The organism is Candidatus Nitrosopelagicus brevis, assembly GCF_000812185.1.
GTDB lineage: Archaea > Thermoproteota > Nitrososphaeria > Nitrososphaerales > Nitrosopumilaceae > Nitrosopelagicus > Nitrosopelagicus brevis.
This window is the reverse complement of the sequence record NZ_CP007026.1, coordinates 163,284-188,828: the sequence shown is the minus strand read 5'-3', so window position 1 is coordinate 188,828 and position 25,545 is coordinate 163,284. Positions and strand designations below refer to the sequence as shown.

29 protein-coding genes and 1 tRNA gene are annotated in these 25,545 nt (G+C 30.1%); 11 read left to right on the top strand and 19 right to left on the bottom strand.

Annotated elements, in window-relative coordinates:
- From T478_RS01040 to T478_RS01020, 5 genes are read right to left on the bottom strand one after another with little or no spacing between them, the layout of a single operon-like run.
- Positions 1 to 984: a plastocyanin/azurin family copper-binding protein gene (locus T478_RS01040; RefSeq protein ID WP_048104500.1), complete on the bottom strand. Its 984-nt coding sequence runs from the start codon at positions 982 to 984 to the stop codon at positions 1 to 3.
- A 9-nt stretch (positions 985 to 993) separates the two neighbouring features.
- A complete protein-coding gene (locus T478_RS01035) occupies positions 994 to 2,520 on the bottom strand; it encodes a cytochrome c oxidase subunit I (RefSeq protein ID WP_048104498.1) in 1,527 nt (508 codons plus the stop codon).
- Between the two features lie 6 nt (positions 2,521 to 2,526).
- Positions 2,527 to 2,958 carry a cupredoxin domain-containing protein gene (locus T478_RS01030; RefSeq protein WP_048104497.1) on the bottom strand — a complete coding sequence of 144 codons (432 nt, stop codon included), beginning with the start codon at positions 2,956 to 2,958 and terminating at the stop codon, positions 2,527 to 2,529.
- A 1-nt stretch (position 2,959) separates the two neighbouring features.
- A complete protein-coding gene (locus T478_RS01025) occupies positions 2,960 to 3,223 on the bottom strand; it encodes a cytochrome c oxidase subunit II (protein ID WP_048104495.1) in 264 nt (87 codons plus the stop codon).
- A gap of 60 nt (positions 3,224 to 3,283) precedes the next feature.
- Entirely contained in the window at positions 3,284 to 3,901 is a 618-nt protein-coding gene (locus T478_RS01020) for a histidine phosphatase family protein (RefSeq protein ID WP_048104492.1), read from the bottom strand.
- A gap of 57 nt (positions 3,902 to 3,958) precedes the next feature.
- Here T478_RS01020 and npdG point away from each other — a divergent pair, with 57 nt between their 5' ends.
- Genes npdG through T478_RS01005 form a run of 3 tightly spaced genes read left to right on the top strand, consistent with a single transcriptional unit; the run spans position 3,959 to position 5,276 of the window.
- Entirely contained in the window at positions 3,959 to 4,630 is a 672-nt protein-coding gene (npdG, locus tag T478_RS01015; protein ID WP_048104491.1) for an NADPH-dependent F420 reductase, read from the top strand.
- A gap of 24 nt (positions 4,631 to 4,654) precedes the next feature.
- Positions 4,655 to 4,891 carry a hypothetical protein gene (locus T478_RS01010; protein ID WP_048104490.1) on the top strand — a complete coding sequence of 79 codons (237 nt, stop codon included), beginning with the start codon at positions 4,655 to 4,657 and terminating at the stop codon, positions 4,889 to 4,891.
- Positions 4,875 to 5,276, top strand: coding sequence for a pyridoxamine 5'-phosphate oxidase family protein (locus tag T478_RS01005; protein WP_048104489.1), 402 nt, complete (start codon positions 4,875 to 4,877; stop codon positions 5,274 to 5,276). The genes T478_RS01010 and T478_RS01005 overlap by 17 nt, the downstream gene beginning before the upstream one ends.
- On the opposite strand, the gene T478_RS01000 is transcribed toward T478_RS01005, so the two are convergent.
- A complete protein-coding gene (locus T478_RS01000; RefSeq protein WP_048104488.1) occupies positions 5,273 to 6,445 on the bottom strand; it encodes an aminotransferase class I/II-fold pyridoxal phosphate-dependent enzyme in 1,173 nt (390 codons plus the stop codon). The genes T478_RS01005 and T478_RS01000 overlap by 4 nt on opposite strands.
- A 42-nt stretch (positions 6,446 to 6,487) precedes the next feature.
- Here T478_RS01000 and T478_RS00995 point away from each other — a divergent pair.
- Together T478_RS00995 and T478_RS00990 are read left to right on the top strand one after the other, a co-directional pair.
- Positions 6,488 to 6,562, top strand: a tRNA-Arg gene (locus T478_RS00995).
- A gap of 45 nt (positions 6,563 to 6,607) precedes the next feature.
- Positions 6,608 to 6,847, top strand: coding sequence for a hypothetical protein (locus T478_RS00990; protein ID WP_048104487.1), 240 nt, complete (start codon positions 6,608 to 6,610; stop codon positions 6,845 to 6,847).
- Here the strand turns inward: T478_RS00990 and T478_RS00985 are convergent.
- Both T478_RS00985 and mtnA read right to left on the bottom strand, forming a co-directional pair.
- Positions 6,844 to 7,485 carry a PqqD family peptide modification chaperone gene (locus T478_RS00985; RefSeq protein WP_048104485.1) on the bottom strand — a complete coding sequence of 214 codons (642 nt, stop codon included), beginning with the start codon at positions 7,483 to 7,485 and terminating at the stop codon, positions 6,844 to 6,846. The genes T478_RS00990 and T478_RS00985 overlap by 4 nt on opposite strands.
- A gap of 37 nt (positions 7,486 to 7,522) precedes the next feature.
- A complete protein-coding gene (gene mtnA / locus T478_RS00980) occupies positions 7,523 to 8,557 on the bottom strand; it encodes an S-methyl-5-thioribose-1-phosphate isomerase (protein WP_048104481.1) in 1,035 nt (344 codons plus the stop codon).
- A gap of 89 nt (positions 8,558 to 8,646) precedes the next feature.
- On the opposite strand from mtnA, the gene T478_RS00975 reads away from it, so the two are divergent.
- Positions 8,647 to 9,654 (top strand): SIS domain-containing protein, encoded by a 1,008-nt coding sequence (locus T478_RS00975; RefSeq protein WP_048104480.1) that lies wholly within the window; start codon positions 8,647 to 8,649, stop codon positions 9,652 to 9,654.
- On the opposite strand, the gene T478_RS00970 is transcribed toward T478_RS00975, so the two are convergent.
- The 6 genes from T478_RS00970 to T478_RS00945 form a co-directional block, all read right to left on the bottom strand.
- Positions 9,649 to 10,209 (bottom strand): D-sedoheptulose-7-phosphate isomerase, encoded by a 561-nt coding sequence (locus T478_RS00970; RefSeq protein ID WP_048104477.1) that lies wholly within the window; start codon positions 10,207 to 10,209, stop codon positions 9,649 to 9,651. The two genes, T478_RS00975 and T478_RS00970, sit on opposite strands and share 6 nt — an antisense overlap.
- A gap of 9 nt (positions 10,210 to 10,218) precedes the next feature.
- Positions 10,219 to 11,052, bottom strand: coding sequence for an N-acetylneuraminate synthase family protein (locus T478_RS00965; RefSeq protein ID WP_082008713.1), 834 nt, complete (start codon positions 11,050 to 11,052; stop codon positions 10,219 to 10,221).
- 33 nt (positions 11,053 to 11,085) lie between these two features.
- A complete protein-coding gene (locus T478_RS00960; protein ID WP_048106672.1) occupies positions 11,086 to 11,601 on the bottom strand; it encodes a KdsC family phosphatase in 516 nt (171 codons plus the stop codon).
- Position 11,602: 1 nt separating this feature from the next.
- Positions 11,603 to 13,732 carry a B12-binding domain-containing radical SAM protein gene (locus tag T478_RS00955; protein WP_048104475.1) on the bottom strand — a complete coding sequence of 710 codons (2,130 nt, stop codon included), beginning with the start codon at positions 13,730 to 13,732 and terminating at the stop codon, positions 11,603 to 11,605.
- 74 nt (positions 13,733 to 13,806) lie between these two features.
- Positions 13,807 to 14,568, bottom strand: a complete 762-nt coding sequence (locus T478_RS00950; protein ID WP_160271561.1) for a class I SAM-dependent methyltransferase — start codon at positions 14,566 to 14,568, stop codon at positions 13,807 to 13,809.
- A gap of 2 nt (positions 14,569 to 14,570) precedes the next feature.
- On the bottom strand, positions 14,571 to 16,082 hold the full coding sequence (locus T478_RS00945) for a capsular polysaccharide export protein, LipB/KpsS family (RefSeq protein ID WP_048104472.1): 1,512 nt from the start codon (positions 16,080 to 16,082) through the stop codon (positions 14,571 to 14,573).
- A gap of 107 nt (positions 16,083 to 16,189) precedes the next feature.
- Between T478_RS00945 and T478_RS00940 the strand changes: the two genes are divergently transcribed.
- From T478_RS00940 to T478_RS00930, 3 genes are read left to right on the top strand one after another with little or no spacing between them, the layout of a single operon-like run.
- Complete coding sequence (locus T478_RS00940) at positions 16,190 to 16,969, top strand: cytidylyltransferase domain-containing protein (protein ID WP_048104471.1); 780 nt, start codon at positions 16,190 to 16,192, stop codon at positions 16,967 to 16,969.
- Complete coding sequence (locus T478_RS00935) at positions 16,953 to 18,038, top strand: DegT/DnrJ/EryC1/StrS family aminotransferase (protein ID WP_048104470.1); 1,086 nt, start codon at positions 16,953 to 16,955, stop codon at positions 18,036 to 18,038. Before T478_RS00940 ends, T478_RS00935 begins: the two co-directional genes overlap by 17 nt.
- 12 nt (positions 18,039 to 18,050) lie before the next feature.
- Positions 18,051 to 19,109 (top strand): N-acetylneuraminate synthase family protein, encoded by a 1,059-nt coding sequence (locus T478_RS00930; RefSeq protein WP_048104469.1) that lies wholly within the window; start codon positions 18,051 to 18,053, stop codon positions 19,107 to 19,109.
- Here T478_RS00930 and T478_RS00925 read toward each other — a convergent pair.
- Positions 19,106 to 19,615, bottom strand: coding sequence for a GNAT family N-acetyltransferase (locus tag T478_RS00925; protein ID WP_048104468.1), 510 nt, complete (start codon positions 19,613 to 19,615; stop codon positions 19,106 to 19,108). The two genes, T478_RS00930 and T478_RS00925, sit on opposite strands and share 4 nt — an antisense overlap.
- Positions 19,616 to 19,633: 18 nt before the next feature.
- Positions 19,634 to 20,155 (bottom strand): GNAT family N-acetyltransferase, encoded by a 522-nt coding sequence (locus tag T478_RS00920; protein WP_048104466.1) that lies wholly within the window; start codon positions 20,153 to 20,155, stop codon positions 19,634 to 19,636.
- Positions 20,156 to 20,253: 98 nt separating this feature from the next.
- Here T478_RS00920 and T478_RS00915 point away from each other — a divergent pair, with 98 nt between their 5' ends.
- Positions 20,254 to 20,913, top strand: a complete 660-nt coding sequence (locus tag T478_RS00915) for a formyltransferase family protein (RefSeq protein WP_048104465.1) — start codon at positions 20,254 to 20,256, stop codon at positions 20,911 to 20,913.
- Complete coding sequence (locus T478_RS00910; protein WP_048104464.1) at positions 20,910 to 21,623, top strand: PIG-L deacetylase family protein; 714 nt, start codon at positions 20,910 to 20,912, stop codon at positions 21,621 to 21,623. The genes T478_RS00915 and T478_RS00910 overlap by 4 nt, the downstream gene beginning before the upstream one ends.
- On the opposite strand, the gene T478_RS00905 is transcribed toward T478_RS00910, so the two are convergent.
- The 3 genes from T478_RS00905 to T478_RS00895 form a co-directional block, all read right to left on the bottom strand.
- Positions 21,620 to 22,624 (bottom strand): polysaccharide biosynthesis protein, encoded by a 1,005-nt coding sequence (locus T478_RS00905; protein WP_048104462.1) that lies wholly within the window; start codon positions 22,622 to 22,624, stop codon positions 21,620 to 21,622. The genes T478_RS00910 and T478_RS00905 overlap by 4 nt on opposite strands.
- A gap of 60 nt (positions 22,625 to 22,684) precedes the next feature.
- Positions 22,685 to 23,647, bottom strand: a complete 963-nt coding sequence (locus tag T478_RS00900; RefSeq protein WP_048104458.1) for a lysylphosphatidylglycerol synthase transmembrane domain-containing protein — start codon at positions 23,645 to 23,647, stop codon at positions 22,685 to 22,687.
- 112 nt (positions 23,648 to 23,759) lie between these two features.
- On the bottom strand, positions 23,760 to 25,520 hold the full coding sequence (locus T478_RS00895; protein ID WP_160271560.1) for an ArnT family glycosyltransferase: 1,761 nt from the start codon (positions 25,518 to 25,520) through the stop codon (positions 23,760 to 23,762).
- Between the last annotated feature and the right edge of the window lie 25 nt (positions 25,521 to 25,545).

Sequence of the window (25,545 nt, the reverse complement as noted above, 5' to 3'; positions counted from 1 at the left end):
TTACTCTACAATGAATGTGCCCTGCATACCTTGCAATGCATGTCCAGGAACTGTACAGATGTAGTAGTATGTACCAGGAGCACCGGCTAAGAATGTTACAGAGCCAGATTCACCAGGTTTTAATGGATTTGTTGCTGCAGCGATTTCAGAATCAAAAACAACACTTGTAAAGTCATCAGGGTTTGATACAACACCAAATGCGTGGAAAGATTTTCCTGCGTTAACAGTAGTAACTGTAATTTCATCACCAGAGTTTACACGGATTTCAGGGTTTGCTCCATCTTCGCCAGGTAATTTGTCAAATCCTAAAGTTCTAAAATCATCACTTTCTACAAAGTCAAAAGTAAAGTCGTGTGATACACCAGTTGGTGGTGCTGCAGCTGCCGGTGCACCTGCACCAGTTACAACAATTTCGCCAACCATTCCTTGCATTCTGTGACCTGGAACTGTACAAATGTAGTAGTATGTACCAGGTTCGGTTGGGATAAATTCAGAAACTCCGCTTTCACCAGGTTTTAGTGGTTCATTCATAGATGCAACCTCAGAACCTGGTATAAGATTTGAAAAGCCTTCAGTGTCTTTTGTAACACCAAATGCGTGGAATGATTTTCCATCATTAACTACATCAAAGATAATTTTATCGCCAACGTTTGCGTTGATAGTTGGGTTTGCACCTTCTTCTCCAGGCAGTGCATTAAACGCCAGAACTCTAAAGTCACTACTTTCAATAAATGATAATGCTGAATTGATTTCTACTCCTGTTAAAGTAACTGCACCTGAGCCTTTATCAGAACCACCATGATCATCACCGCCAACATCTCCAGTTAAGAGACCTGCTGGTGGAGGCATAGAAATCCAATAATCCCACATTCCAAAGAAAATTCCGCCACCTGCAATACAGATTCCCAACATGATAACCATCATCTTGGTTGTACGTTCAGGGGTTGTTCTGTAAATCGGATCGTTTATTTCTACTTGTGCCATTTTATTCTCCTAATGTGATGGGTTCTTTGCCTGATATGGGAAGTAATATTTTCCGCCTAAGCCGAATGGATCGTCCATATCTGCTGGTTTTCCTTTTGCTGCACTCCAAACTAAGTTACCAAGGAAGATTGCCATACCGATACCGATGATGAATGCGCCAATTGAAATTATAATATTCATTTGGACCCATTCCGGAATTGCTGGATAATCATAAATTCTTCTTGGCATTCCAAAGAGTCCCAAGATATGTTGTGTAAAGAATACTAGAACAGTTCCTACGAAAGATAAGATAAAGTGGATTTTACCCATTGCCTCGTTGTACATTCTGCCGGTTACGTATGGGAAGAAGTAGTATACGAATCCGACTGTACCGAAGAGAATTGTACCCATGACAAATAGATGGAAGTGTCCGACTACCCAGTAAGAGTCGTGAGTGATAAAGTCTAATGGCATTGCGCTGTTTACGACACCACCTGCTCCAGCAGAGAAGAATAGTGCTATTCCACCTACAGCCCACATGATTGGTGTTGCAAACTTGATTCTTCCGCCCCACATGGTTGCAAGGAAGTTGAATGTGTGCATTGCAGATGCTGGAACTGCTGCTAGAGTTCCGACCATGAATACTGTCTTTTCTGTAAATGACATTCCGGTTGCATACATGTGATGTGCCCAAGATGCAAATCCGACAATAGTTAGCAAAGTAAATGCGGCTACTCCAGAGCTATGACTAAAGATTGGTTTTCTTGAGAAACGTGGGAATATTTCATACATGAAACCAATAGCAGGAATTACCAAGATGTATACTTCAGGATGGAAAGTAAACCAGAACAAATGCTGATACGCAATCGGGTCTCCGCCCATTGCAGGATTGAAAAATCCAGATGCTCCTAATCTATCAGTTAACAACATTAACAGCGCTGCAGCAAATGTTGGAACTGCAACTAGAGTGATTAATGATGATGTAAGATATGCCCAAGCTAATAGCGGCATTTTACTTAATGGTAAATCAGGATGTTTACACTTCATAATTGTAACTACGAAATTAATTGAACCAAGTATTGATGACACACCTAAAATTTTCAGTCCAAATATCCACATGTCTGCAGCAGGACCCGGTGCACTAACTACAGAATATGTTGGGTATGCATACCAAGTAAAGTCTGCAAATCCTAACCAGATGAGTGCACCTGCTGGGGGAATCATCCAGAATGCTACTGCATTTAATTTTGGATATGCCATGTCTTTGAATCTGACCATAATTGGAACAAGATAATTTCCAAATGCAGATGCAGATGGCAAAATGAATAAGAAGATCAGAGTAGTACCGTGAACTGTAAAGATTCTGTTGTATGTCATTGAATCAGCAATTATTTGAACACCTGGGCTGAACAGTTCGACTCTCAAGAGCAGTGCAAGTGCTCCACCCATGAACATGAATGCTAAAGATGTAATCAGGTATAGCAGACCAACATCGGTGTGATGTGTTGAAAACATAATTTGCCAAATTGGTCTTGGTTTTTGTAATTCTAATACCATATCAAATCAGGCTCCTTTTTCCTCCACAATAAGTGTTCCACGCATGTTGTAATGAATCAGTCCACAATACTCTCTGCATTGAATATCAAATTCACCAGCTTCTGTTGGTGAGAACCAAACCGTATTAACTCGTCCAGGTACTGCATCCAACAAAACAACATAATCATGAATGTTAAATGAATGAATAACGTCTTTTGATGTTATCTCAAACTTGTACGCTTTTCCTCTTTCAACATGTAGTTCACCTATCTCTTTAGTTCCATCTTCATGTTCAAATGTCCAAATCCATTGTTGTCCAGTAACTTTGATAATTTCTGCATCTTCTGGAACATGTTCAACTATTCTTTCAATGTTCCAAGCTTCTGCACCTACATAACATAACAATGCAATTACAACACCAACGTAAACCCATTCTGGCCAAGTAGAGTGTCCGCTCATTTTACCACGATCCTGCAGCCTCGTAAGATGTTGGTTTTGCTTTTGGATTTGATTCTCTAAATCTTAGAACCAACCAAACAATCAATCCAGAAACTACAGTTCCTACTGTAAATGCGACAATCATTAATCTATAGAATAATCCCCAAATTGCGGCTTTTCTATCTAAATATTCTCCAACTTCAGATCCTGCAGCGAATACTTGTTCTGCAGCAGGTAGGACGAATAAAAGTCCCAATATTGCGCCTAAGCCAATTATTACTTTCATATTTTACCGGTTAATTACGCGTGGTCGAAAATTTCTATTTAAAAGTTTGGAGGATTTTTGTTAAAAAGTCTCATGAAAACGTGAAGAGTTCATAGAGTTGATCGAACTTAGATAATAATTTTGATCGTCGTATTTGAAGATATTGAGCGAGGCATTTGCAACTATTAATTGAAATAAGATCTCAGGTTTTAAAGAAAGAACCTTTCCGATCATTGCTTTGATTGGATCCATGTGAGTTACCAAAACTACATTTTCATCTTTGTGTTCATTTTTTACAAAGTCCACAATATCAAAAACTCGTTTTTGGACTTCTGAAAAGGATTCAACGCCATTATGACTGATTTCAAGACTACCTTCGTAGAATTTTAGGAATACATTTCCGTGTTTTTCAAATATTTCATTGTAAGGGACCATCGTAAATTTTCCCATATCAAGTTCGATTAGTCGATCATCAGAGATTGGCTTTAGATTGCAATGTTTTCCAACAATTTCTGCAGTTTGCATTGCTCTATCAATTGGACTAGAGTAAATTGCAGAGATGTTAAGCGATTTAATCATCTCACCAGCCTGTTCAGCTTGTTCCCTTCCTTGTTCAGTCAGGTTAATTCCAGGAGTTCTACCTGCTAGAATTTTTTTGGTGTTGTTTTCAGCCTGTCCATGTCTAAGAAAAATTATCATGTTCTATTACGAATTTGTCTTCAATAGAGATAATAATAACATTGGCAGAGCGCATTCATGAAAGTTGGTATCATTGGTGGAACTGGTGGAATGGGAAAAGGTTTTGCCGTTAGATGGTGCAAAGATCATAATGTTTTGATCGGTTCAAGAGATGCTGAACGTGCAAATGCATCAGCTCAAGAATATTCAGAATTAGTAAAAGAGGCATATGGTTCTATTAATGGAAATATCACAGGTACAGATAACACAACAGTTGCTAAAGAATCAGATATTCTAGTCTTATCAATTCCGTATGAAAATATTGATGCAATTTGCTCAGAGTTATTACCACAGATTAATGATAACTGTGTTGTTGTATCACCAATTGTTCCTATGACAAAAACAGACACTGGTTTTGAATGCGTTGCAATAAAAGAAAATAAACCATTTTCACATCAAACAGTAGAGAAACATATGAAAGATAAAACAAAACTTGTTTCAGCATTTCATGTAATTTCTGAAAAAAAACTCGTTAATCCAACTTTAAAATTAGATTATGACATATTTGTTGCAGGAGATAGTAAAGAGTCAGTGGAAGTAGTAAATGGATTAATTAATGAAATTGAAGGTTTAAGACCAATTTATCTTGGACCAGGTGCATTAGCATATCTTGTTGAAATGTCAACTCCATTGCTTCTTAATGCAATGATAAGAAATAAGATGAAAAATCCTGGAATTAAAATAATTTAAAACGATTAAGAACAATGTTTTATCATGAGTAGTGAATATTCACGTAGAGGGAGAAACTGGTTCTCTGCAATGGGAGTTTTGTTTATCATAATGGCAGGAATTGTTTTAATTAGAAATATGATTTTATGGAGTCCAGAGTTTGCACTTGATTTTTTATTAGGACCAGACATAACTAATGAAAAAATTTCAGTTGGAATGATTGCTTTTGGATTAATTTTAATTGGCTGGGGGTACAGAAAACCAAATGTCAAAACAAACTGAATTTTTGAAAAAAGAAAAAATTCTTCATCTGGCAACTATTGACGAGAAGAATTCACCACATATTGTTCCTGTTTGGTACATGTATAGTGCAAAAAAGATCTATGTTGGAACAAATACTAAAACTCAGAAAGCAAAGAATATCAAAAAACATAGAAAAGTTAGTTTTTGTATTGATGTAGGTGTTAACGCGCCAAATATTTTTGGCGTGATGGGAAAAGGAACTGCAAAATTATTAAAAGAAAAGAAAACAGTGAACAGAATTGCAAAAAAAATTCTCTTACGATATTTCAAATCATTAGACAATAAATCTGCCAAAGAGTTATTGGACGATACAGACTGCATAATTGAGATTTTGCCTAAAGAATTTTCAAACTGGAAATATTAACGAACAAAATCTTCTATTTTATTCATAGCTGATTCTAATATTTCCATTTTTGGCAAATAGACAATTCTGAAATGCCCACTTCCATATTGTTCACCAAATCCAGAACCATGAACGGTGAGTACTCCTTTTTGCTTCAATAATTCTAAAACAAATTCCTTATCAGAATTGAATTTATTTTGTTCAATTTTTGGAAATGCATAAAATGCACCTTTTGGGTTTGAACATGAAATACCATTCATTTCATTTAGTCTTTTTATTACAAAGTCTCTATGTACTTTTAATTCTGAGACAAATTTTGGAATATAATCTTGAGGACCAGTTAGAGATTCCAAAGCAGCATATTGAACAGGTAAATTTGTTGAAATTCTTACTCTAGCAAGTTTTGGAAGATTTTCTCGAATGTTATCAAGTTGTGGTGAGTTGTTAAATGCAATATATCCAATTCTCCATCCAGACATTAGATGTACTTTAGAAAAACCATTGAGAATTATGACAGGAGAATCTCCAGCAACTTTTCCAATTCCAGTAAATTTTTCATCAAAAACTATTTGATCATAAATTTCATCACAGATGATGTATAGATTGTGTTCATTTGCTACATCAACAATTTGTCTTAAAGCATTTTCATTGAATACCAAACCAGTTGGATTATTTGGGCTGATTAAACAAATTGCAACAGTTTTTGAAGTAATTTTACTTTTAATGTCATCAATGTCTGGAGATGATGAGTTCAAATCAACTGAAAACTCAATTGGAATTCCTCCATGCAATCTAACGTATGAAGCGTATGGAGGATAATATGGTCCTGGAAGTAAAACTTCATCACCTTCTTCAACTATAGAAGAGATAACCATGTCCAAACCTTCAGAAACGCCATTTGTTACAAGTATATTTTCAGATGGTATTGACAAACCCTTTGCATTTTCTTTTTTTGCAATTGCTTCAGTTAATTCAGTTAATCCTTCAGAACGAGTATAGAAATTATTACCATTGTTTATTGCATCAATCATAGCCTGTTTGACATTTTGTGGTGGTTGAAATCCAGATTGTACAGGATCACCGATGTTGAGATAATCAACAGTTGTTCCTTGTAATTCTATTTCACGTGCTGCAGAAACAATATCTCTAATTGCATATTCCACACCTGCAACTTTTTTTGATATTTTCATAACTCAGACAGATATTTACACCAGTTAAATGCTTATTTTTTTGGACCCGTAGCTCAGCCTGGATAGAGCGGGTGGCTTCGGACCACCAGGCCGTGGGTTCGAATCCCATCGGGCCCTTTTTTTATATAATAAGTATATTAGACATTATTTTCAAGTAATGTTATGAGTCCTGGCATTGGATTAATGGATAGAAGACTGAAGACAGAAAAAGATGCAATATCACTTGCAACATCTGGAATTTTAAAAGAATACAAAACAGATTCCAAAGAAATCAAGACACTTGAAACAAAATATGATGATGATGCAGGTGATTGGTATGTAGCATTAGGATGGGAAGATAAACGTGCCATAGTTAAAATGGATTCAGTGTTAGCAAAAATAACAGAAATTAAAGAAATTTAATTAGATTTTTTAAATTCAACATTTGGAGCGTCATTTTGGTTTGGAATTACTAGTAATCCACCCTCATGAAGTTGTTTCAATAATTGCATAACTTCTTTTTCAACTTGGGTTCTTTGTAATCCAGTTTGCTGAGCAAACATATCTACTAGTTCTGTAACCTTTCTCTGTCCATTACAAGATTTCCAAAAGTCAATGATTGCTTGATTTACCATAAATCCTTGTTCGTGTTCATTTGCTAGAACCAAAGAGCCATCTTCTTGTTTCACTAAATTTCCAACACCTTGTGGTACAGCAGTTTCATAGTTAATAGGAGCAGGAGTATTTTGAGAACCCATTGTTTTCATCATAGCTTTTGCTTCATCAGACATTTTATCCATGGTCCAAGGAGGATCCCAAACAATTTCTACATCAACATTATTTACACCAGAAACTTTTTTTGCATATCTTTTGACATCGTCAACCATTGTCTCATGCAAAGGACAGCCTTTAGTTGTCATTGTCATTTTGATATTTACATCATTATTTTCAGTTACATCAATTCCATAAATTAGTCCCATATCTACAATACTCAATGGCACTTCTGGATCCATACACTTCTTGAGTGAATCACGTACGTTTTCTACATTGACTGTACTCATTAAAAAAAAGTAGCATGAAATGAATAAAAACTTGATGTTAATTAGCTTGGAATAATTTTTTTATGGATTCTTCAAATGGTGCTTTTGCAACACCTTTCTCTGTAATTATTCCAGCAATTAATTCAGGAGGAGTCATATCAAATGCAGGGTTAATTACATTAATTCCATCAGGTGCAGTTTTTTTATCACCAATTCCAGTAACTTCAGATCCTTTTCGTTGTTCAATTATTACATCTTCAGGATTACTCTTCATATCAAATGTAGAGAGCGGCGCTGCAACATAAAATGGGATTTCATGTTGATTTGCCATAGTTGCTACCTGATATGTTCCAATTTTGTTGTAAACATGACCTGTTCGTAAGATTCTATCTGCACCAACAATAATTTTGTCTACTAGACCATTTGCCATTGAATAACCCACTGCAGTATCTGGAATTAGACTAACATCAATTCCATCATGTTTTAATTCAAAAGCAGTCAATCTGGAACCTTGTTGAATAGGACGCGTTTCAGTAGCTATTACTTTGATATTTTTTCCACTATCTTTGGTAGCACGAATAACTCCCAATGCAGTTCCATACCCAACAGTTGCTAATGCACCTGCATTACAGTGAGTCATAATAGTATCATTGTCATTAAATAATTGAGAACCATTTTTTCCCATAGTCATATTAATTTGAATATCTTCTTCCGCCATTTTTTTAGCATGTGCAACAACATTTTTTTTTATTTCTTCAACAGAAGATGCCTCGTTAGCAACTTCCATGATTTTATCTAATCCCCAAGCAAGGTTCACAGCAGTAGGTCTTGTTTCAAACAGGATTTTTTTTGCATTTTCCATGTAAGAGATTAAATCATTTTTTTCAGTTGCATCACTTTGTAATGATGCAAGTGCAAGCCCAAATGCACCAGATACTCCAATTGCAGGGGCACCCCTTACCACAAGAGTACGGATTGCTTCAGCTACTTGATTATAGTCCGTATAAGTTACGTATTCCAAGATATTTGGTAATTTAGTTTGATCAATCATTATGACTGAATTATCTTTCCATTCAACAGTTTTTAGGCTCATATATGAAAAATTAATTAGGCATATATTATTTTTTTACATTTAATTTTGTAGTTAACTATTTTACAAGAGATTATAAGGAAAATTAGAGAATGGATATCAAAGATTTAGAGCGAATTGATACACAAAAAATGCATAAAGTTTATGATGATTGGCCAAACATATCAAAAAACAGTTTAGAAAGTGATCAAGAGAAATTAGATATCAAAGGAATAAACCATGTAGTTTTCTCAGGCATGGGAGGTTCGGGTTCAATAGGGGACGTTATCAGTTCTATTTTATCAAAAGAAAATATTCATGTTACCACCGTTAAAGGATATCATATTCCTAATAATTTAGATAAAAATTCATTAGTTGTAACTACAAGTATTTCGGGAAATACAAGAGAAACATTAGCAATCCTGGAAAATGCAAAAAAAACAGATGCGCATATAGCTGCTTTTTCTTCTGGTGGGGATATAGAGAATTTTTGTTCAAAAAATGACATATTTTATCAAAAAATTCCAATGATTCATTCACCTAGGGCATCATTTACAAAATTTCTATTTACAATGCTAAAAAGTCTTGAACAATCAATACCGATCAAATCAATTAATCTTTTAGAAGCAGTAAATGAATTAGAAAAAACAAAAAAAACGATTTTTTCTGGAAATTTGAAAGAAGATAATACTTCATTAGAACTTGCTAAATGGATTAATGATATTCCATTGATTTATTATCCATGGGGATTACAATCAGCAGCAATACGCTTTAAAAATTCCTTACAAGAAAACTCAAAAATGCACGTTATAACAGAAGATGTGATAGAAGCCTGTCATAATGGAATTGTTGCATGGGAAAAAAAATCAAAAATAAAACCAATTTTGATTAGAGGAAAAGATGATTTTATTAAAACAAAAGAAAGATGGCAAGTATTAATTGAATTTTTTGACAAAGAGAATATTGAATTTTTTGAGATCAATTCAATTTCAGGAAATATTTTATCAAAAATTGTGAATCTAATATTTCTGTTCGATTATTGTAGCATATATCATGGAGTTTTAAATAATATTGATCCATCACCAGTTAGATCAATAGATTATATCAAAAATAAATTATAAATTTTTTTCAACAAAATCACAGATTATATGATAAATAATTCGATGCATTTCCTGAATTTTTGCAGTATCCGTAGAGTTTATGACGATAGGTATATCGACAAGTTCTCTAACCATTCCACCATTATTACCTAACAATCCTATAACTAATGCACCATTTTGTTTTGATGCATTAATTCCTAATTCAATATTTTTGGAATTACCACTTGTAGATATTGCAATTACAACATCTCCAGAATTAACTAAACTTTCACATTGACGACTAAAAATATTATCAAAAGAATAATCGTTAGAAATAGAAGTTATTATCGAAGTATCAGTTGTTAATGAAATTGCCGGTAAAGAATTCCGTTCTTTTTTGAATCTACCAATAAATTCAGCGGCGATGTGTTGAGCATCTGCTGCACTACCTCCATTTCCAAAAAGAATAATTTTTTTCTGATTTTTTAAACATTCTATAATTTTTTGGATAGATTCTTCAATTTCATTTGAAAGAGAAGTAGAATTATGAATTATATCTATACGAGACAGAATTGATTCTTCAATTAAATTTTTCATTTTATAATATCAAGTAAGAATCTCTCTTAATTTCTTTTTAGCAGGTAATTCTGATTCCCAAATACGTTTTTTTCCATTACCCAGCATTTGATCAACAATTCTGATATCTCTAACTAATCTATGTAACCCATCAGGTTCAAGAGAAGCTGCTTGATCACTTCCATACATTGAACGATCAAGTGTAATATGCCGTTCAATAGATGTTGCTCCTAGTAATACAGCAGAAAGACTTACGATATATGATGAACTTTCATGACCACTATACCCTACATTACATTTGAATTGTTTTTTTAAAGTTTGAATTATTTTCAAATTCGCTTCAGATACCGGCATCGGATATGCACTATGTGAATGCATTAATTCAAAGGGACATTTGAATTTTTTAAAGATCTTTACTGCAGTTTCAATTTCTTTCATTGAGCTCATTCCAGTTGAAATGAAAGTATATTTTTTTTCTTTTGCAATTGTTTCCAAAAGTTTTGTATGAATTAACATTGCAGAAGCAACTTTGTTATATTTTGTTTTGAATTTTCTCATAGATGTTTGACTATCAATATCCCAGCATGATACGTACCATGGAATTTTTCTAGATTTACAGTATCTATCAATTATCTTATATTGTGATATTGAAAATTCTAATCCATTTTTTTGTGCTCGTTGGGTTTTTCCCCATGGGCTATCACGCGGAGAATCTAAGAGTTTTTTTGAATAAACTTTTTCAACCGAGCGTTTCTGAAATTTTACCGCATCACAACCAGCTGAAACTGCAACATCAATTAATTTTTTAGCAGTATCAATACTTCCATTATGATTAATGCCAATTTCAGCAACAATAAAGACCATTATTACTTTTAAAAAATTGCTAATTAATATAACTTAATACCAATTTGTTTTCTTAGGAAATTTTGATTGAAGAATTAAGTCAGCTAATTCTCTAAATGCACCATTTCCTCCAGAATTTTTGCATACGTAGTCTACCATTTTTTTTACTTGAGATATTCCATCAGATGGTGATGCAGATATTCCGACTTTTTTTAGTAAATTAATATCATTTACATCATCACCAATAAATGCCATTTCTATTGGGGTTGTATCAAAAAAATCACAGATACTTTTTAATTTTTCTTCTTTAATTTTTGCACCAGAATATACTTTTGTTATATTCATTGATTTTGCCCATGACTTTGTGATTTTGGATGTTTCTTTTGTTAAGATTATTGTTTTAATATTATTTCTCAATAATAAATTGACAGCCATACCATCACGTACATGAAATTTTTTTAATAATTCACCAGTACTAGAGAAATAACGACCACCATCAGTTAGAACACCGTCAACATCAGTTACAACTAATTTAATTTTTTTACATTTTATTTTTAGTGAATTCTTCATTTTAAACAAATTCACCAGGTGATTGATTTATTCCCACATCTTTTTCAAGAATTTCAATTTCTTTTACCATCTTTTCTTTTTTACTTTGTTCATATGCAATATTTTCAAATTCAACATTTCTCAATAGCATTGACCCTAGTGTTCTTGATAAAATTTTGCCAATACCGTCAACATCAGAACCTCTTTCAGCAATTTGTTCCTTAATCATTAATTTTTTTTCATCATTTGTAAAGAATCTAACCTTAACTGATTTTTCTAATTTTTGTGGCAAAATTTCAAAATCTTTTTCCATCAAAGTCTTAAAATCATAATTAAATTCAGATTCATATTGTTTTTCGTAATCAAATACATTTCTTTTTCTTAATTTACTAAATTCTTTTAGTTCGTTCAGATAATCTTTATACTGTAAATATGCCTGATTATTCTTAATTTTTAACATTTCTTCAATAATTTTGAATACTTCATCATGAATACTGTCGGATAATTCTAAGGCTGCAATTGCTCTATGTCTAAATAAAACATTTTTTCCTAATTCACCTTTATAGTATCTATCAATTACGGTTCTGTCTGATTTTATGAATTCCCTTAATTCATCTTTAGAATCCCAAAGTTCAGTTCTTGTATCATTATAAAAAGAAGAATACAATGCTAATAGTTTTTCTGAGAACTTTTCTTTGTTTTTATGCAATTGCCTTAGTACATCTGAAGCCTTGATTCCAAAATTTTCTAAAAATCTATACATTTCAACTAAAACCCTATCCTGATAAAATAATCCTTCAGTTAATGCAAACAATCGGCATTCGTAATAATCTTCAATCGGCAAACTCTCAGTTGTAACACAAATTTCCTCAATTTCTGCACATAGAATTTCTTTTCCATCAAAATTGTATACACCGTAACATTTTGGAAGAACTCTAAATTTTGTTCCCATTTTCCATTGATCTCTTGAAGATTTTGAACCCATTTCAGAACCTTCTAAAATCATACATTGATACATTGAGATTAAATTCATGTCAGAATCAGCTAATTTCAAAACAGTATCCATATGTTTTTCCTTCGAATCACCAGGTAAAGCTAAAATTACTTCAGAATATGTATTTGCACTCATTTTATTTCCTGCTTTTGTCATATCAAGTAATTGATCCTCCTGAATGTTTTTTCGTTTAATTTTTGTCAAAACCTCTTTATCAAGTGATTGAACTGATGCAGCTAAACTCATACTTCCTTTCAAAATTTCCGCACATTTTAGAACCTTAGGTTTGTTATTCTTTCCTGTAGAAACTTGAATATAATATGGATAATTGAATTTCTCTTTTATGTTCGCTATTGCATTTGAAATTTCTATGTCTTGATTATACATACCAAAATTTAGATCTGCTAATGTCAGAACTTTACCTTCATAATGTGTTGCAATATACTCTAGTTCTTTTTCAAATCTAGAGACTTCTTTATAATAAACACGTGAACGATCTTTAATACCATCAACACAGAATGTGCAAGTAAATGGACAACCTCTATTTGATTCAAGTAACGGTGAAAGTTTTGAATCAGACAAGAATTCATCAAGATATCCTTCCAGATATGGTGAAGGAATTGAGTCTAATTTTGGGATGCGAGGACTGAATTCACTAGATTTGAATAATTTATCATTAACAATTGCAAAACATCCTATGACATCAGTTGTTTTAATTGTGTTTAGATCATGTGTTTTGTGCCATATGTCAATAATTTTGGTAAATGATTCTTCTGCTTCTCCAATAATGTATAGATCCACTTCAGTATGTTGTTTCAACCATTTTTCTCTACTTGGATCATCTAAAGGGAAATTAGGACCACCAAATATTATCAATGTGTCCGGGTCTTTAGATTTTATTTCACGTGCCAATTCACATGATAATTCCTTATTCCAAACATAGTTAGAAAATCCAACAATTTTTGGTTTATTAGATAAATACCATTCAATGAATTTTTTAGGATCCTTGAAAATTTTCACTTCAAAATCATCTTTGTTTTCAGAGAAATGCATTAAGTAAGATTTGATTGAGGCTATAGGATATGGCATTAAGTTTGTGGCATACGAACCAGTAGCAGTATGTGTTAAGTCACAAATTCCAATCAAATCTTTAGACATAATAAAAAAAAGCAATTTTGCTATTTAGTACTTGCGATGGTTTAGAATGAATAAATGTTCAATATTTTATAGAATTATTTTCTTTTAGATAATACATAGATTCCAATGGCTCCACCTTCTTCTGATAATTGGGTTATTGGCACTACTCTCTGATTTATCCATTTTAAGAATAGATCAATTTTTTGCTGTTTAACATTCATTTTCATATCTTTGAAAACTTTTGGTAATCTCTGTTTTAGATCAGCAATTAGTTTATCACCACCACCCCATGAATGTTCAATAGTTTTCCAATTAAGTTTCAATTCTAATTGTTCTGCCCATTTAATAAAATCAACAGGTGTCAAATAATGAAGATCCGCCAATGTTATTGGAGCATCAAATAATGCCCATAATGTCATTAAAATAAAACCACGAGGATTTGCCCAATTTGGACTGGTGAGAATTATTTTTCCTCGTGGCTTCAAATGGCTTTTAAATTTTTTCAACATTGTATAAGGTTGATCCATATGTTCTAAAGTTCCAATTGAAATTATTACATCATATTTCCCAGAAATTTTTTTAGAAACATCAACTTTTTCGTATGATAAATTTGGATGACTATACTTTGATAATGCGGTTTCAATTGCAGTGGTAGAATAATCAATTCCTTTTACTTTACCACCTTTTTTTGCTATCATGTAAGCTAATTTTCCTGTTCCACAGCCCACATCAAGAATAGTTTTACCGGTCCATTGATCTATTTTTAAAACTTCTTTAAATTCATCAGTTTCCCGAACTCTATTCTTTTTTTTAAAAGTCTTGTCATAAATTTTTTTTAATTTTATATTTTGATTCATTTTCATTTTGATGATAATTTTTTAAATTGTTCAATCTTTTTAATATGTTCATTTGTCACTTTAAGTATGATTTCTTGATTCTCATCTATGAATGATTTCATATCTTTAGCATTAATTTCAGCATCAAGAAGATTTCCATTATAGTAAAAACTTCCACAATATTTTGATACAAATTGCATATAATCAAATTCAAATGAGTTCTTTTGGTATAATTGAACAAATTTATCTAAATCATCTGCAACAACTTTTTTCTGAAGACTTTGTTTAATTTTTTCAGGAAGATCTTGTATATTATTTACAAATTCAGTAGATGGAAGAACTGAGTAATCCATTTCACTTAGAATGATTGATGGTATTTGATAGAAATTTGCTTCTAAACCACTTGTACCTCCAATTGTAATAACTAATGAAGATTTTTTCAAAATCTCATTTGATGAAACTTCGGGATGCATCAAAAATACATTTGGTATATCCATTATTTCTTCATATTCTGATATATTTCTCCACTCTCTAGTTTCTTGTGCAGGATGTTCTTTTACAATTAATTTATACTCTATAGGTAATGATTGTACAATATTTCTGATCAACTCAATTTGATTTATATAAAATGGTGCAGCTATCAGTAAATTTCTTTCTTGTTCAATATGTAAAGGATAATAAACTAATTTGTAATTTTTAGGAATTTTCTTTAATAATTTTTTATCAATGAATGATTTTCGATTACGCACAAGATTATTTTTTTTTATTTCATTTAATACAACTTTAGAGCGTTTTCTACCGTAGTATGTATAATGTGTTTTATTAGTAGAATAATTATAAAATAAGAAATTACTTACTGCTTGTATTTTAGTTAGTTTAGAACCACCAAAACTTTTTTTATAATCATCAATTTGTTTTGAAATATTAAATGATTGAAAATTATCTAATAGTTCATTAAAATTTCTACCCATACTTTCAAAGCTATTTAATTGTGGTTCAAAATCTAATTTGTTTACTTCTTGAGATATTACACATCTATGACCAAATTTAGACATGTAAATCACTAAAGTTTTGATATCTTTTTTTCTACACATCTCATAAAATAATTGATGATGATGAAATGCAGTTAATGGAGTTAGAAAGAAATCAGGTTTCGCTTTATCAATTATTTCTTCAAATAATCTACATTCGTATTCTAAAATATTCAAAATTTCATCTGATGAGAAATTATAAAAATCATTGAATCTATAAAATATTCTTTCATTTATTGCTAATTGCTGAAGGTTTATGTCATATTCTTTTTCAAATTTTTTTAGGTAATCTAAATTTGGTTTCTTAGATAAATCTTTCAAATGTTCATGAAAATACCAAACATTTTGGAAATCAACAAATTTTTGATTCTGAAAAAAAATTTTTGGTTTATTTGGGACATCAATAATTGCATTAATATCATATCCAAATTTTTTATTTAAAAAATGGCTCATGCAAAAATGTAATACATCTCCACTAAGCCATACAAGTAATTTATCTTTCATTTTAATTCTTTAATGTCATTTTGTTAAAAATTACCTTTAAAACTTTCACGAATCATTTCTTTTAATTTGATCCTAGAATTAAATAGATAGAAGTAAAATTATTCTTCATGATTGGGTGTATTATTCAGGCTAGAATGGGCTCTTCTAGATTACCAGGTAAAGCTATGAAAAAGCTCAATAATGAAATTCCTATGTTAAAATTCCAACTTGAACAATTAAAATTTTCAAGATATATTAATAAAATAATAATTGCAACAACCACACTAGAAAATGATAATTTCATTATTGATTTTTGTGAACAAAATAATTTAGAATATTTTAGAGGAAGTTCAGAAGATGTACTTGATAGATATTATAATTGTGCAAAAAAATTTGAATTTCCAATAATAGTTCGTATTACATCGGATAATCCATTGATTGATCCAGAAATTGTTGATAAAGTAATTAACGAATTTCTCAATTCAAAATGTGATTATATGACTACTGAATATCCAAAAACATTTCCTTTAGGATTTGCAGTAGAAATTTTTAATTTTAAGTCGTTAGAAAAAGCTTGGAAAGATTCAAGATTACCTTCTGAAAGAGAACATGTAACTCCATATTTAATTAAAAATAAAGACCTCTTTGAACATAAAAATTATTCTTATCATCAGAATATTTCACATTTACGCTGCACGGTGGATACTGATGATGATTTTAAATTAATTGAGAAAATTATAAAAAAGATTGAAACAAGACCTATTCATCTCATCAATGTTGTGGAATTATTTCAAAATGAACCAAGATTAATTGAAATGAATAATCATATTAAACATGATGGATATGAAAGATCATTAAAAGATGATGAGGAATTTTTAAAAAATACTAGCCATGAAAAAAATAATTAAATTATTTAATCCCGTAACTGATCTATCTGAAAGAAGAGTACTTCTAAAAACATTGGATAGTAAATTTTGGGCTTCTGGTTCAGGCTCCGGAAATGTACAAAAATTTGAAAGTAAATTTAAGAAATATGTATCTGCAGATTCCTGTGTAGCTGTAAACAGTGGAACCGCAGCATTGAATCTGGCATTATCATTATTCAATATTAGAAATAAAGAAGTGATTTTGCCATCTATGAGTTTTGTTTCAACTGCACATGCAATTGTAGAAAATGGAGGAAAACCTATCTTTGTTGATATTGAACCCAAATCACTTTGTATTGATCCTGAGAAAATTAAAGATAAAATTTCAAAAAATACTATTGCAATAATGCCAGTTCATTTTGGTGGGATGCCATGTAATTTAGATAAAATTTTAAAAATTGCAAAGAAAAATGGATTACATGTTATTGAAGATGCAGCACATGCGGTAGGAACAAAATTTGGCAAGAAAAAAATTGGTTCACATGGAACTGCTGTTTGCTTTAGCTTTCATCCTGTAAAAAATCTTGCAATGCCTACGGGAGGATTAATTGCAATAAATCATAAAGATAGTACTAAATTTCAAAAATTATTATTTTCAAGAAGATGGTGTGGAATAACAGATAGAAACGACACAGATTATGATGTAAAGGAATTAGGTTGGAATTACTACATGAATGAGTTTTCAGCCGGAATTGGTTTAGAACAATTAAAGAAATTAGATAAATTCAATGAAATAAGAAAAAAGATTGCAAAACAATATTTCAACAAAATAAATATTGAATCAAAAATGTCATTTAATGAAAAATGTTCTTATCATTTATACTGGATTTTGGTTAAAAATCGTCAGAGATTTAGAGAAAAATTGTACAAAAATGGAATTGAAACTGGAACACATTACAAACCAATACATCTAATGAGTATGTATAAAAAAAATATTTCCTTACCTGAAACTGAATCTGTAGGAAAAAAAATTGTAACAATACCAATACATCCTAATCTTAAAAAATCCGAAATTAAGAAAATTATAGACACTATTAATAAATCACTTTAGAAATTTGAGAGTATGAAACCCATCTATAAAAAAATTAGAAATCCATCCGAAGTTTTCATAATTGCTGAAGCAGGTTCAAATTGGAAATGTGGAACTAAGAAACAAGATCTAGCCCAAGCTAGAAAATTAATTAAAACTGCTTCTGTTTGTGGTGCAGATGCAATAAAATTTCAGACCTATGATTCGAGTGTATATGTAGAAAATGCGGGGATGAGTAATTATTTGTCTAAAAAAGGAATAACAAAAAGTGTCAATGAAATTTTTGATGAATTTTCTATGTCATACAAGATGTTACCTTTACTGAAAAAAATATGTCAAGAATATAGTATTGAGTTTATGTCTACACCTTTTTCAATAAAAGATATTCATGCAATAGATAAATTTGTGAATATTCACAAACTTGCATCTTATGAAATTAATCATATTCCTATGTTAGAGGCATTAGCAAAAACAAAAAAACCGGTAATAATTTCAACTGGTGCGTCTACACTTGAAGAGATTAATTTTGCAATAAAAACTATGAAAAAATTTGATAATAATCAATTATGTTTACTTCAATGTACATCAAAATATCCTGCAAAAATTAACTCATTAAATTTATCAGTAATATCTAATTTTAAAACTAAGTATAAGATTCCGGTAGGATTATCAGATCATAGTACTGATCCTCTAATTGCGCCTATTACTGCTGTAGGACTTGGTGCAACGATTATTGAAAAACATTTTACATTAGATAAATCATTAGAAGGACCTGATCATTATTTTGCATTAGACCCAATTGAATTAAAAACAATGGTTACTGCACTAAGAAATTGTGTTATTTCTATTGGAAATCCAGTTAAAAAAATACATGATGATGAGAAAGAGCTTAGAATTTTTGCACACAGAGCAATACAAACAACGAAAAAAATCGAGATTGGTGAAAAATTTATTCTTGGAAAGAATATAGAGATTCTTAGGCCTGGAAATAGAAAAAGAGGAATAGATCCTAGATTCTTAAAAAAAATTATTAATAAAAAATCACGTAAACAGATTAAATCTGGTGATGGGGTTACACTAAATGATATTTAATTTTTTAAATTAATTATTGAATATGTTAATACCTTCCACCATTTTCCATCTCTCCACAGATAATCTCTCATCTCTACTTCTTTTTTGAAATTTAATTTTTCAAAAAGTTTTAAAGAAATTTCATTATATTCAAATATTTCTGCTCCAATTCGGTGTAGTCCCATTTTTTTAAATCCATAATCTACTAACAATTGTAATGCTTTTGTGCCAAGACCTTTCCCATGCAACTTAGACTCACCTAAAATTATTGCGATATCTGCATTTTTATTTTTATTATCGATATGTATCAAACCACCTACTCCCACAATTTTATTTTTATATTTGAAAACAAACATTTTACTTTTTGATTCTTTTTGATTTATTTCATCAAACCATTTTTTTTGATGTTCCATATTCAACAAAAAATATTGAGTATTAAATTTCAGAATATCATGATTGTTTCTCCATTTAACGATAACCGATAAATCGGCTTTTTTAATTCCACTTAGTTCAATTTTTTCATTCATTTTAAAAATTCTATGAAATTATTTTGATTTTTTAATTAGTGAATAAATAAATGAATCATACCATCTTGAATTTCTCCACAACTTATCATGTAATGTGCCTTCTTTTTTGAATTTCATTTTTTCAAATAATTTTATATTTTCAGGAATAGTTTCAAATATCTCAACCCACAATCTATGCAAATTTAATTCATCAAATCCATATTTTATGAGGGTATCCAATGTATCTTTAGCCTCTTTTGTTTTTTGCCAATTATTTATAGAAATAATATTTGAGATTTCTGCATGTCTATTTTTCCAATCAATGTATGTCAAACCACAGACTCCAATTAATTTTTGCTTTTTAGTTTCAATCCCAAACATTATTGCACTAGGTGGATTTTGTTTATGAATAGACTCAAACCAATTTTTTTGATTAATCATATTTAGTAATCTAAATTCTCTGGTATGAATTCTAGTTTTTTTATCATTTCTCCATTTCTTTAATAATTCTAAATCTTCTTTTTCTAAAGCACGTAAATTAACAATTTTTCCTTCTATCATTACATTATTTTTTTACATACCTACAAAAATCTTATCATTGAATTATCACCATAGGATAATTGAGTAAGTCTAAAAAATAGGATAAATTCAAATTAATTATGAAATATGTTATTTGTGCTTATCGTGATTATGGAATCAAGCTTTTTGAAAATCTAAGAAAACAATTTGATTTTACTCTAATAAAATCAAAAAAACAATTAACATACAATTCAATAAAGAGAATCAATCCTTCAATTATTTTCTTCCCCGATTGGTCATGGAAGGTACCTGAAGAAATTGTTAGAAATTTCAAATGTGTGTGTTTCCATGAAGCACCATTACCTAAATTTCGTGGTGGAAGCCCAATACAAAATCAAATTTTGAGAGGAAAGACAAAGACAAAGACAACTGCATTTATAATGAATGAAAAAATTGATGCAGGAAACATAATTTTACAAAAAGATCTTTCTTTACAAGGTTCATTACAAGAAATTTTTTCACGTATGTACAAAAATGATTATTCAATGATACTAAAAATTATTAACGGAAAATATAAAGAACGAAAACAAATTGGTACACCTACAACGTATAAAAGACGTAAACCAGAAGATAGTGAATTAAAAAATCTTAATCATACAAAAAAATATCTTTATGATTTTATTCGAATGTTAGAAGATCCATATCCTAATGCATATATGAAAATTGGGAAAAAGAGACTTATCTTTAAGAAAGCTTTCTATAATAATAATAAACTTTCAATACAAGGTGAAATTGAATGAAAGTTTTGATAATTGTTGCTCATCCAGATGACGAAGTATTAGGTATGGGAGGCACAATAAAAAAATTAACGAAAAATAAAAATCAAGTTAAAATCGTTATTATGGCAACAGGAGTCGCTGCACGTAGATCAATTAATTTTAAAAATTCTTCTAATTATGATATTACCGAAAACCAGCAAAAAATTATTAAAAAACAGATTGAAACAATAAAAAAACATGCTCAAAAAGCGGCTAAAATTTTGGGTGTTTCAGATATTGAATTTCTAGGCTATCCCGATAATGAAATGGATACTGTATCAAATTTAGAATTAACAAAATCTGTAGAAAAAATTATTCAAAATTATAAACCAGAAATAGTTTATACTCATACTCCATTTGATGTGAATGTTGATCATGTTTCATGTTATAATGCAGTTTTAACAGCAACACGTCCCAAAAAAAATACGATTGTGAAAAAAGTAATTTCATTTGAAGTTCCCTCATCAACAGAATGGAATTTCACATCTGTTTTTGTACCAAATACATTTGTAGATATTTCCCGTGAATTATCAAGTAAAATAAAGGCACTTGAATGTTATAAAACCGAAATAGAGAATTATCCTCATCCAAGATCTCCTAAGGCATTGCAGAGCATAGGTAATAGATGGGGAACAGTATCAGGTTTTTCTGTGGCAGAAGCATTTTCTTTAATACGTTCACTGGAGAATTAATTAAATTCTAATTCACTAATCTTCTTTTTTAATTCTTCTTTTGAAATTTTTTGTGCAACGTCAGAACTATAAGATTCCATTTCATTGATTTTTTCAATTCCATTATAATTTTCTAGAATATTTTTTTGATTAAATAATTCATAATGTGGATTTGCTAACATATACATCTGATTTATTTTCCATCCATATAGAATTTCATCATGATTGATTAATGTTTCATGTAATTTTTCTCCAGGTCTAATTCCTACAATTTCTTGTTTTGCTTCACCATACAACTCACTTAATGATTCAATCAAAGTTGACATATCATAAGATTTCAATTCAGGAATGAATATTTCAGAACCTTTTCCGACTTGTGTTGCATTTAGAATGAATTCTAATGCTTCATTCATAGTAATTGTGAATCTTGTCATTTTAAGATCAGTAATTGTAATAGGTTTATTTTTTTTAATTAGATCGATGAATTTTGGGATTACCGAACCACTACTACCCATAACATTCCCATAACGAACAGCAACAAATTTTGTTTTATGTTTTTCTGGATTGACATAATTATTTGCACTAACAAATAATTTTTCCATTAATAATTTTGTTGCGCCATAAGTATTCAATGGTGAAACAGCTTTATCAGTACCAACACAAATTACCTTCTCGACATTTTGTCGTAAACTATTATCAATTACATTTTGAGAACCAATAACATTTGTTTTAATGGATTCAAATGGATTATACTCAATTTTTGGAACATGTTTTAGTGCGGCCGCATGAAAAACAATATCCACATCTTCTAATGCATAATACAGTCTTTCAGAATCTCTTACATCTCCCATAAAAAATCTTAATCTTGGATTATCAAATTCTGATTCCATTTCAATTTGTTTACTTTCATTTCTACTAAAAATTCTAATAGCTTCAGGTTCATAACTTAACAGCTTTTTGGTTAATGCTTGACCTAGGGAACCTGTTCCTCCAGTAATTAGAATTTTTTTTCCTTTAAACATAGAAAAACATCCTTGATGTGTATTAAAAAACTTGCTTAGGATTGATATTTCTAAAATAGATTATTTAATATCAGTTTTATGATTATTTTTTGAATAAAACACATCACTAACAAATTTTAAAAAGATGAAGCCAACCATAACACTTACCCATAATGTAAAAATTCTAATAATTATTGATAGTGACAACGCAATCGAAATATCATTGATAAATAAATTTAGAAATCCTGCTAAACTTCCTTCTGTAACTCCCAATCCACCCGGAATAAAAGAAACTGCACCAACCACTACAGATGATAAATATATTGGAATTATTTCCAATATTCCAATATTTGTAATATCATATGCCAATAAAATGAAATATACAGAAATTGAAATTACTATCCAATGAGAAATGGATAAAAAGATTGAGATTAAGGAAATTTTTCCGCGTGTGGATTGATGTATAACATCGTACGAATCTAATAATGGCTCAAAAAATTTTGAAATGAATTTAATTTTTTTCAGTTTATTGATAATTTTTTTAAAAATATTTTTTGAAGAAAAAATTACAAATGCTGTAATAATAAAAATTGATAATACTGCCATAATATACAATGCTGGTTCAAAAAATGAAATACATGCACTTGCTACTATTACTGCACCCAAAATATCATAAAATCTTTCTACAATCACCAAAGGAGCAGTTTTTGTTCTAGGTAAATCATGACGGTTTTTTAGAATTTCTGATCTAAATAGATCCCCAGCCCTAACAGGAGTCATTCCTAATGCTAAAGTAGAAAGAAATGTAACTAAATTACTTTTTATCGGTAAATTAAATCCTAAATTCTTCAAAAGTAAATGCCATCTTAGGAATACTAGTAACATTCCTGAAAAAATTAATGATAGTATTATTGGTAAATATTCAATTTTAAAATTTAATAATTGCTCTTGTATTTTTGAAAAATCTGTTACAAAGATTATGAAGGAATAGAAAATAATACTACATACAATTCCTATGAGAATTAGTCTGATATTTTTGTTCATTATATATTACAAAAATCTAGTTCTGAAGTTCTTTAATAAAGATATTAAATGAATAATAATAGAATTATACCATATCAACAAGTTAGTCTATGAGAAAATTTTTAAAAAAATGTTAATTATTTATTTTATATACCGTTATTCCATGTTCCTTTGAAAAATAAATATTTTCAAAATTTGATGGAATATTTTCATCATATGGATCATTTAGAATTTTTATAAATTCATGCTGTTTCTTACCAAAATCTCTATCAATATGAACAATATATTTTGGGATTGGATTATTCTCATCTAATCTATCAGCAGGAATACTATGGATGTTTGAATGGAATTTTTCTGTAAACTTCCAATTTTCTCTAGTTATGTAATTTTCTATAGTATCATCACTTGGACCTTCATTAAAATGTGCAAATAACAACTTAGATTGCCCATATGGAACAAAATATAGCTGTGGAGCCATAATGTAGCTATTTTCAATATTATTTTCTTGTTCTAGTTTTTTCCAAATGTCATTTAGTACATCACCTCTTTTTTGCACTAATTCTGGATGAAATACATATTCAATTTCTGTTGAGATGTTTTCAAATGCTTGAAAAGAAGTTGTTGCTCTGTACATTACATAAGAATAACCAAAATTAGATATGAGTATCAAAATGATTATCGAACAAATTAATAATTTCTTTTTGTTATCTATATTCAAATTTTTTATCTGACTAGTTTTTCTATTTTTCAAGATTTTTTCAGGAAGTGTTTCAGAAAAGAATACTGCCGAAAATAGAGCGAATGAAATTCCTATTACCAAAAACTGTTCTCCTGCAGAGAGATTTACCAAGGATGTTAATAACCAGAAAACTAATGGAAGTAATAATAAAGGAAGTATATTCTTTGAGTGATTATTTTTATAATTTTTAATAATATGTATAGCTCCACCGATAATTGGGATTGCACCTATAATTGGGATTATTGGTATGGGTGAAATATTGATCTTATCAAAAATATTAAAAAATTTACTTGGAGAATTGTTAAAAAGATTGTAAAGATAATTTTTTACAAATAAATCAAAATCAGTGAAAATTGCTTCTAGTGTACCATCACCATTAACTGCAATTTCAGTAACTCGTTCTTTCCATTCAATTGTTTGATACTTACTTGCAAATTGTAAATAAAATGATAAATCATGATCAAAATAAACTCCATGTGTATCATAATTATAATAAATCAGTGGACCAAGTGAGATAAATAATACTGATAAAAAAATTATTAAAAATTTAATATTTTTTCTATAATCGTTCTTGAAAAATATCATTAAAGTGATTACTATTGTAAAAATCACAACTATAGTTTGCGTTCTTACCATGAATGAAATTGCAATGAATACAGCCGACAAAAGTATATCAAATTTACTTAATTCACTTTTTGTAATAAAATACAAAGACAGCATGATGAAAAATATTGGAAACATGTCTATCTCGGCTTGTATAGAAAAAAATCCAACCCAAGGAGAAAATGCAAAGAATAATTGTCCTAGAAACGCAGTTCTTGATCTAACAACATTTCGTAAAATATAGTATGAAAGAAATACCGAACCGCTGCCAGAAATTATTGATATCATTTTCATTACTGTAAAACCATCGTCAAAAAATGAATTTACTAAGGCAAAAAATATAGCACCACCATAAGGCGCATCAAAAAATTTTACATTTTTACCATTTCCTGCTAAAATTGATTCTCCACCATGTAGATATCCAATACCATCCTGATCAACAATCCAAGAAGTATGTTCAAAAAATGCTACGTAAGAAGTTACAATCAAAAATATTAATGTTAGAACTATTGAAAATTTTTTGTAAGAATATTCATTAAACTGTTTAGACATCATGATATTGTTAACCAATCCAACA

Coding starts and splice junctions, on each gene's coding strand:
- T478_RS00925 (WP_048104468.1), bottom strand. CDS start 19,615: ATGAATGAAAAAATTGAACTAAGTGGAATTAAAAAAGCCGATTTATCG.
- T478_RS00960 (WP_048106672.1), bottom strand. CDS start 11,601: ATGAAGAATTCACTAAAAATAAAATGTAAAAAAATTAAATTAGTTGTA.
- T478_RS00985 (WP_048104485.1), bottom strand. CDS start 7,485: ATGAGTACAGTCAATGTAGAAAACGTACGTGATTCACTCAAGAAGTGT.
- T478_RS00935 (WP_048104470.1), top strand. CDS start 16,953: ATGAAAAAAATAATTAAATTATTTAATCCCGTAACTGATCTATCTGAA.
- T478_RS00915 (WP_048104465.1), top strand. CDS start 20,254: ATGAAATATGTTATTTGTGCTTATCGTGATTATGGAATCAAGCTTTTT.
- T478_RS00955 (WP_048104475.1), bottom strand. CDS start 13,732: ATGTCTAAAGATTTGATTGGAATTTGTGACTTAACACATACTGCTACT.
- T478_RS00990 (WP_048104487.1), top strand. CDS start 6,608: ATGAGTCCTGGCATTGGATTAATGGATAGAAGACTGAAGACAGAAAAA.
- T478_RS00965 (WP_082008713.1), bottom strand. CDS start 11,052: ATGGTCTTTATTGTTGCTGAAATTGGCATTAATCATAATGGAAGTATT.
- T478_RS01030 (WP_048104497.1), bottom strand. CDS start 2,958: ATGAGCGGACACTCTACTTGGCCAGAATGGGTTTACGTTGGTGTTGTA.
- T478_RS00895 (WP_160271560.1), bottom strand. CDS start 25,520: ATGTCTAAACAGTTTAATGAATATTCTTACAAAAAATTTTCAATAGTT.
- T478_RS01040 (WP_048104500.1), bottom strand. CDS start 984: ATGGCACAAGTAGAAATAAACGATCCGATTTACAGAACAACCCCTGAA.
- T478_RS00900 (WP_048104458.1), bottom strand. CDS start 23,647: ATGAACAAAAATATCAGACTAATTCTCATAGGAATTGTATGTAGTATT.
- T478_RS00975 (WP_048104480.1), top strand. CDS start 8,647: ATGGATATCAAAGATTTAGAGCGAATTGATACACAAAAAATGCATAAA.
- T478_RS01035 (WP_048104498.1), bottom strand. CDS start 2,520: ATGGTATTAGAATTACAAAAACCAAGACCAATTTGGCAAATTATGTTT.
- T478_RS01020 (WP_048104492.1), bottom strand. CDS start 3,901: ATGATAATTTTTCTTAGACATGGACAGGCTGAAAACAACACCAAAAAA.
- T478_RS00930 (WP_048104469.1), top strand. CDS start 18,051: ATGAAACCCATCTATAAAAAAATTAGAAATCCATCCGAAGTTTTCATA.
- T478_RS00970 (WP_048104477.1), bottom strand. CDS start 10,209: ATGAAAAATTTAATTGAAGAATCAATTCTGTCTCGTATAGATATAATT.
- T478_RS01005 (WP_048104489.1), top strand. CDS start 4,875: ATGTCAAAACAAACTGAATTTTTGAAAAAAGAAAAAATTCTTCATCTG.
- T478_RS00945 (WP_048104472.1), bottom strand. CDS start 16,082: ATGAAAGATAAATTACTTGTATGGCTTAGTGGAGATGTATTACATTTT.
- npdG (WP_048104491.1), top strand. CDS start 3,959: ATGAAAGTTGGTATCATTGGTGGAACTGGTGGAATGGGAAAAGGTTTT.
- T478_RS00950 (WP_160271561.1), bottom strand. CDS start 14,568: ATGAATCAAAATATAAAATTAAAAAAAATTTATGACAAGACTTTTAAA.
- T478_RS00910 (WP_048104464.1), top strand. CDS start 20,910: ATGAAAGTTTTGATAATTGTTGCTCATCCAGATGACGAAGTATTAGGT.
- T478_RS00940 (WP_048104471.1), top strand. CDS start 16,190: ATGATTGGGTGTATTATTCAGGCTAGAATGGGCTCTTCTAGATTACCA.
- T478_RS00905 (WP_048104462.1), bottom strand. CDS start 22,624: ATGTTTAAAGGAAAAAAAATTCTAATTACTGGAGGAACAGGTTCCCTA.
- T478_RS01000 (WP_048104488.1), bottom strand. CDS start 6,445: ATGAAAATATCAAAAAAAGTTGCAGGTGTGGAATATGCAATTAGAGAT.
- T478_RS01025 (WP_048104495.1), bottom strand. CDS start 3,223: ATGAAAGTAATAATTGGCTTAGGCGCAATATTGGGACTTTTATTCGTC.
- T478_RS01010 (WP_048104490.1), top strand. CDS start 4,655: ATGAGTAGTGAATATTCACGTAGAGGGAGAAACTGGTTCTCTGCAATG.
- mtnA (WP_048104481.1), bottom strand. CDS start 8,557: ATGAGCCTAAAAACTGTTGAATGGAAAGATAATTCAGTCATAATGATT.
- T478_RS00920 (WP_048104466.1), bottom strand. CDS start 20,155: ATGATAGAAGGAAAAATTGTTAATTTACGTGCTTTAGAAAAAGAAGAT.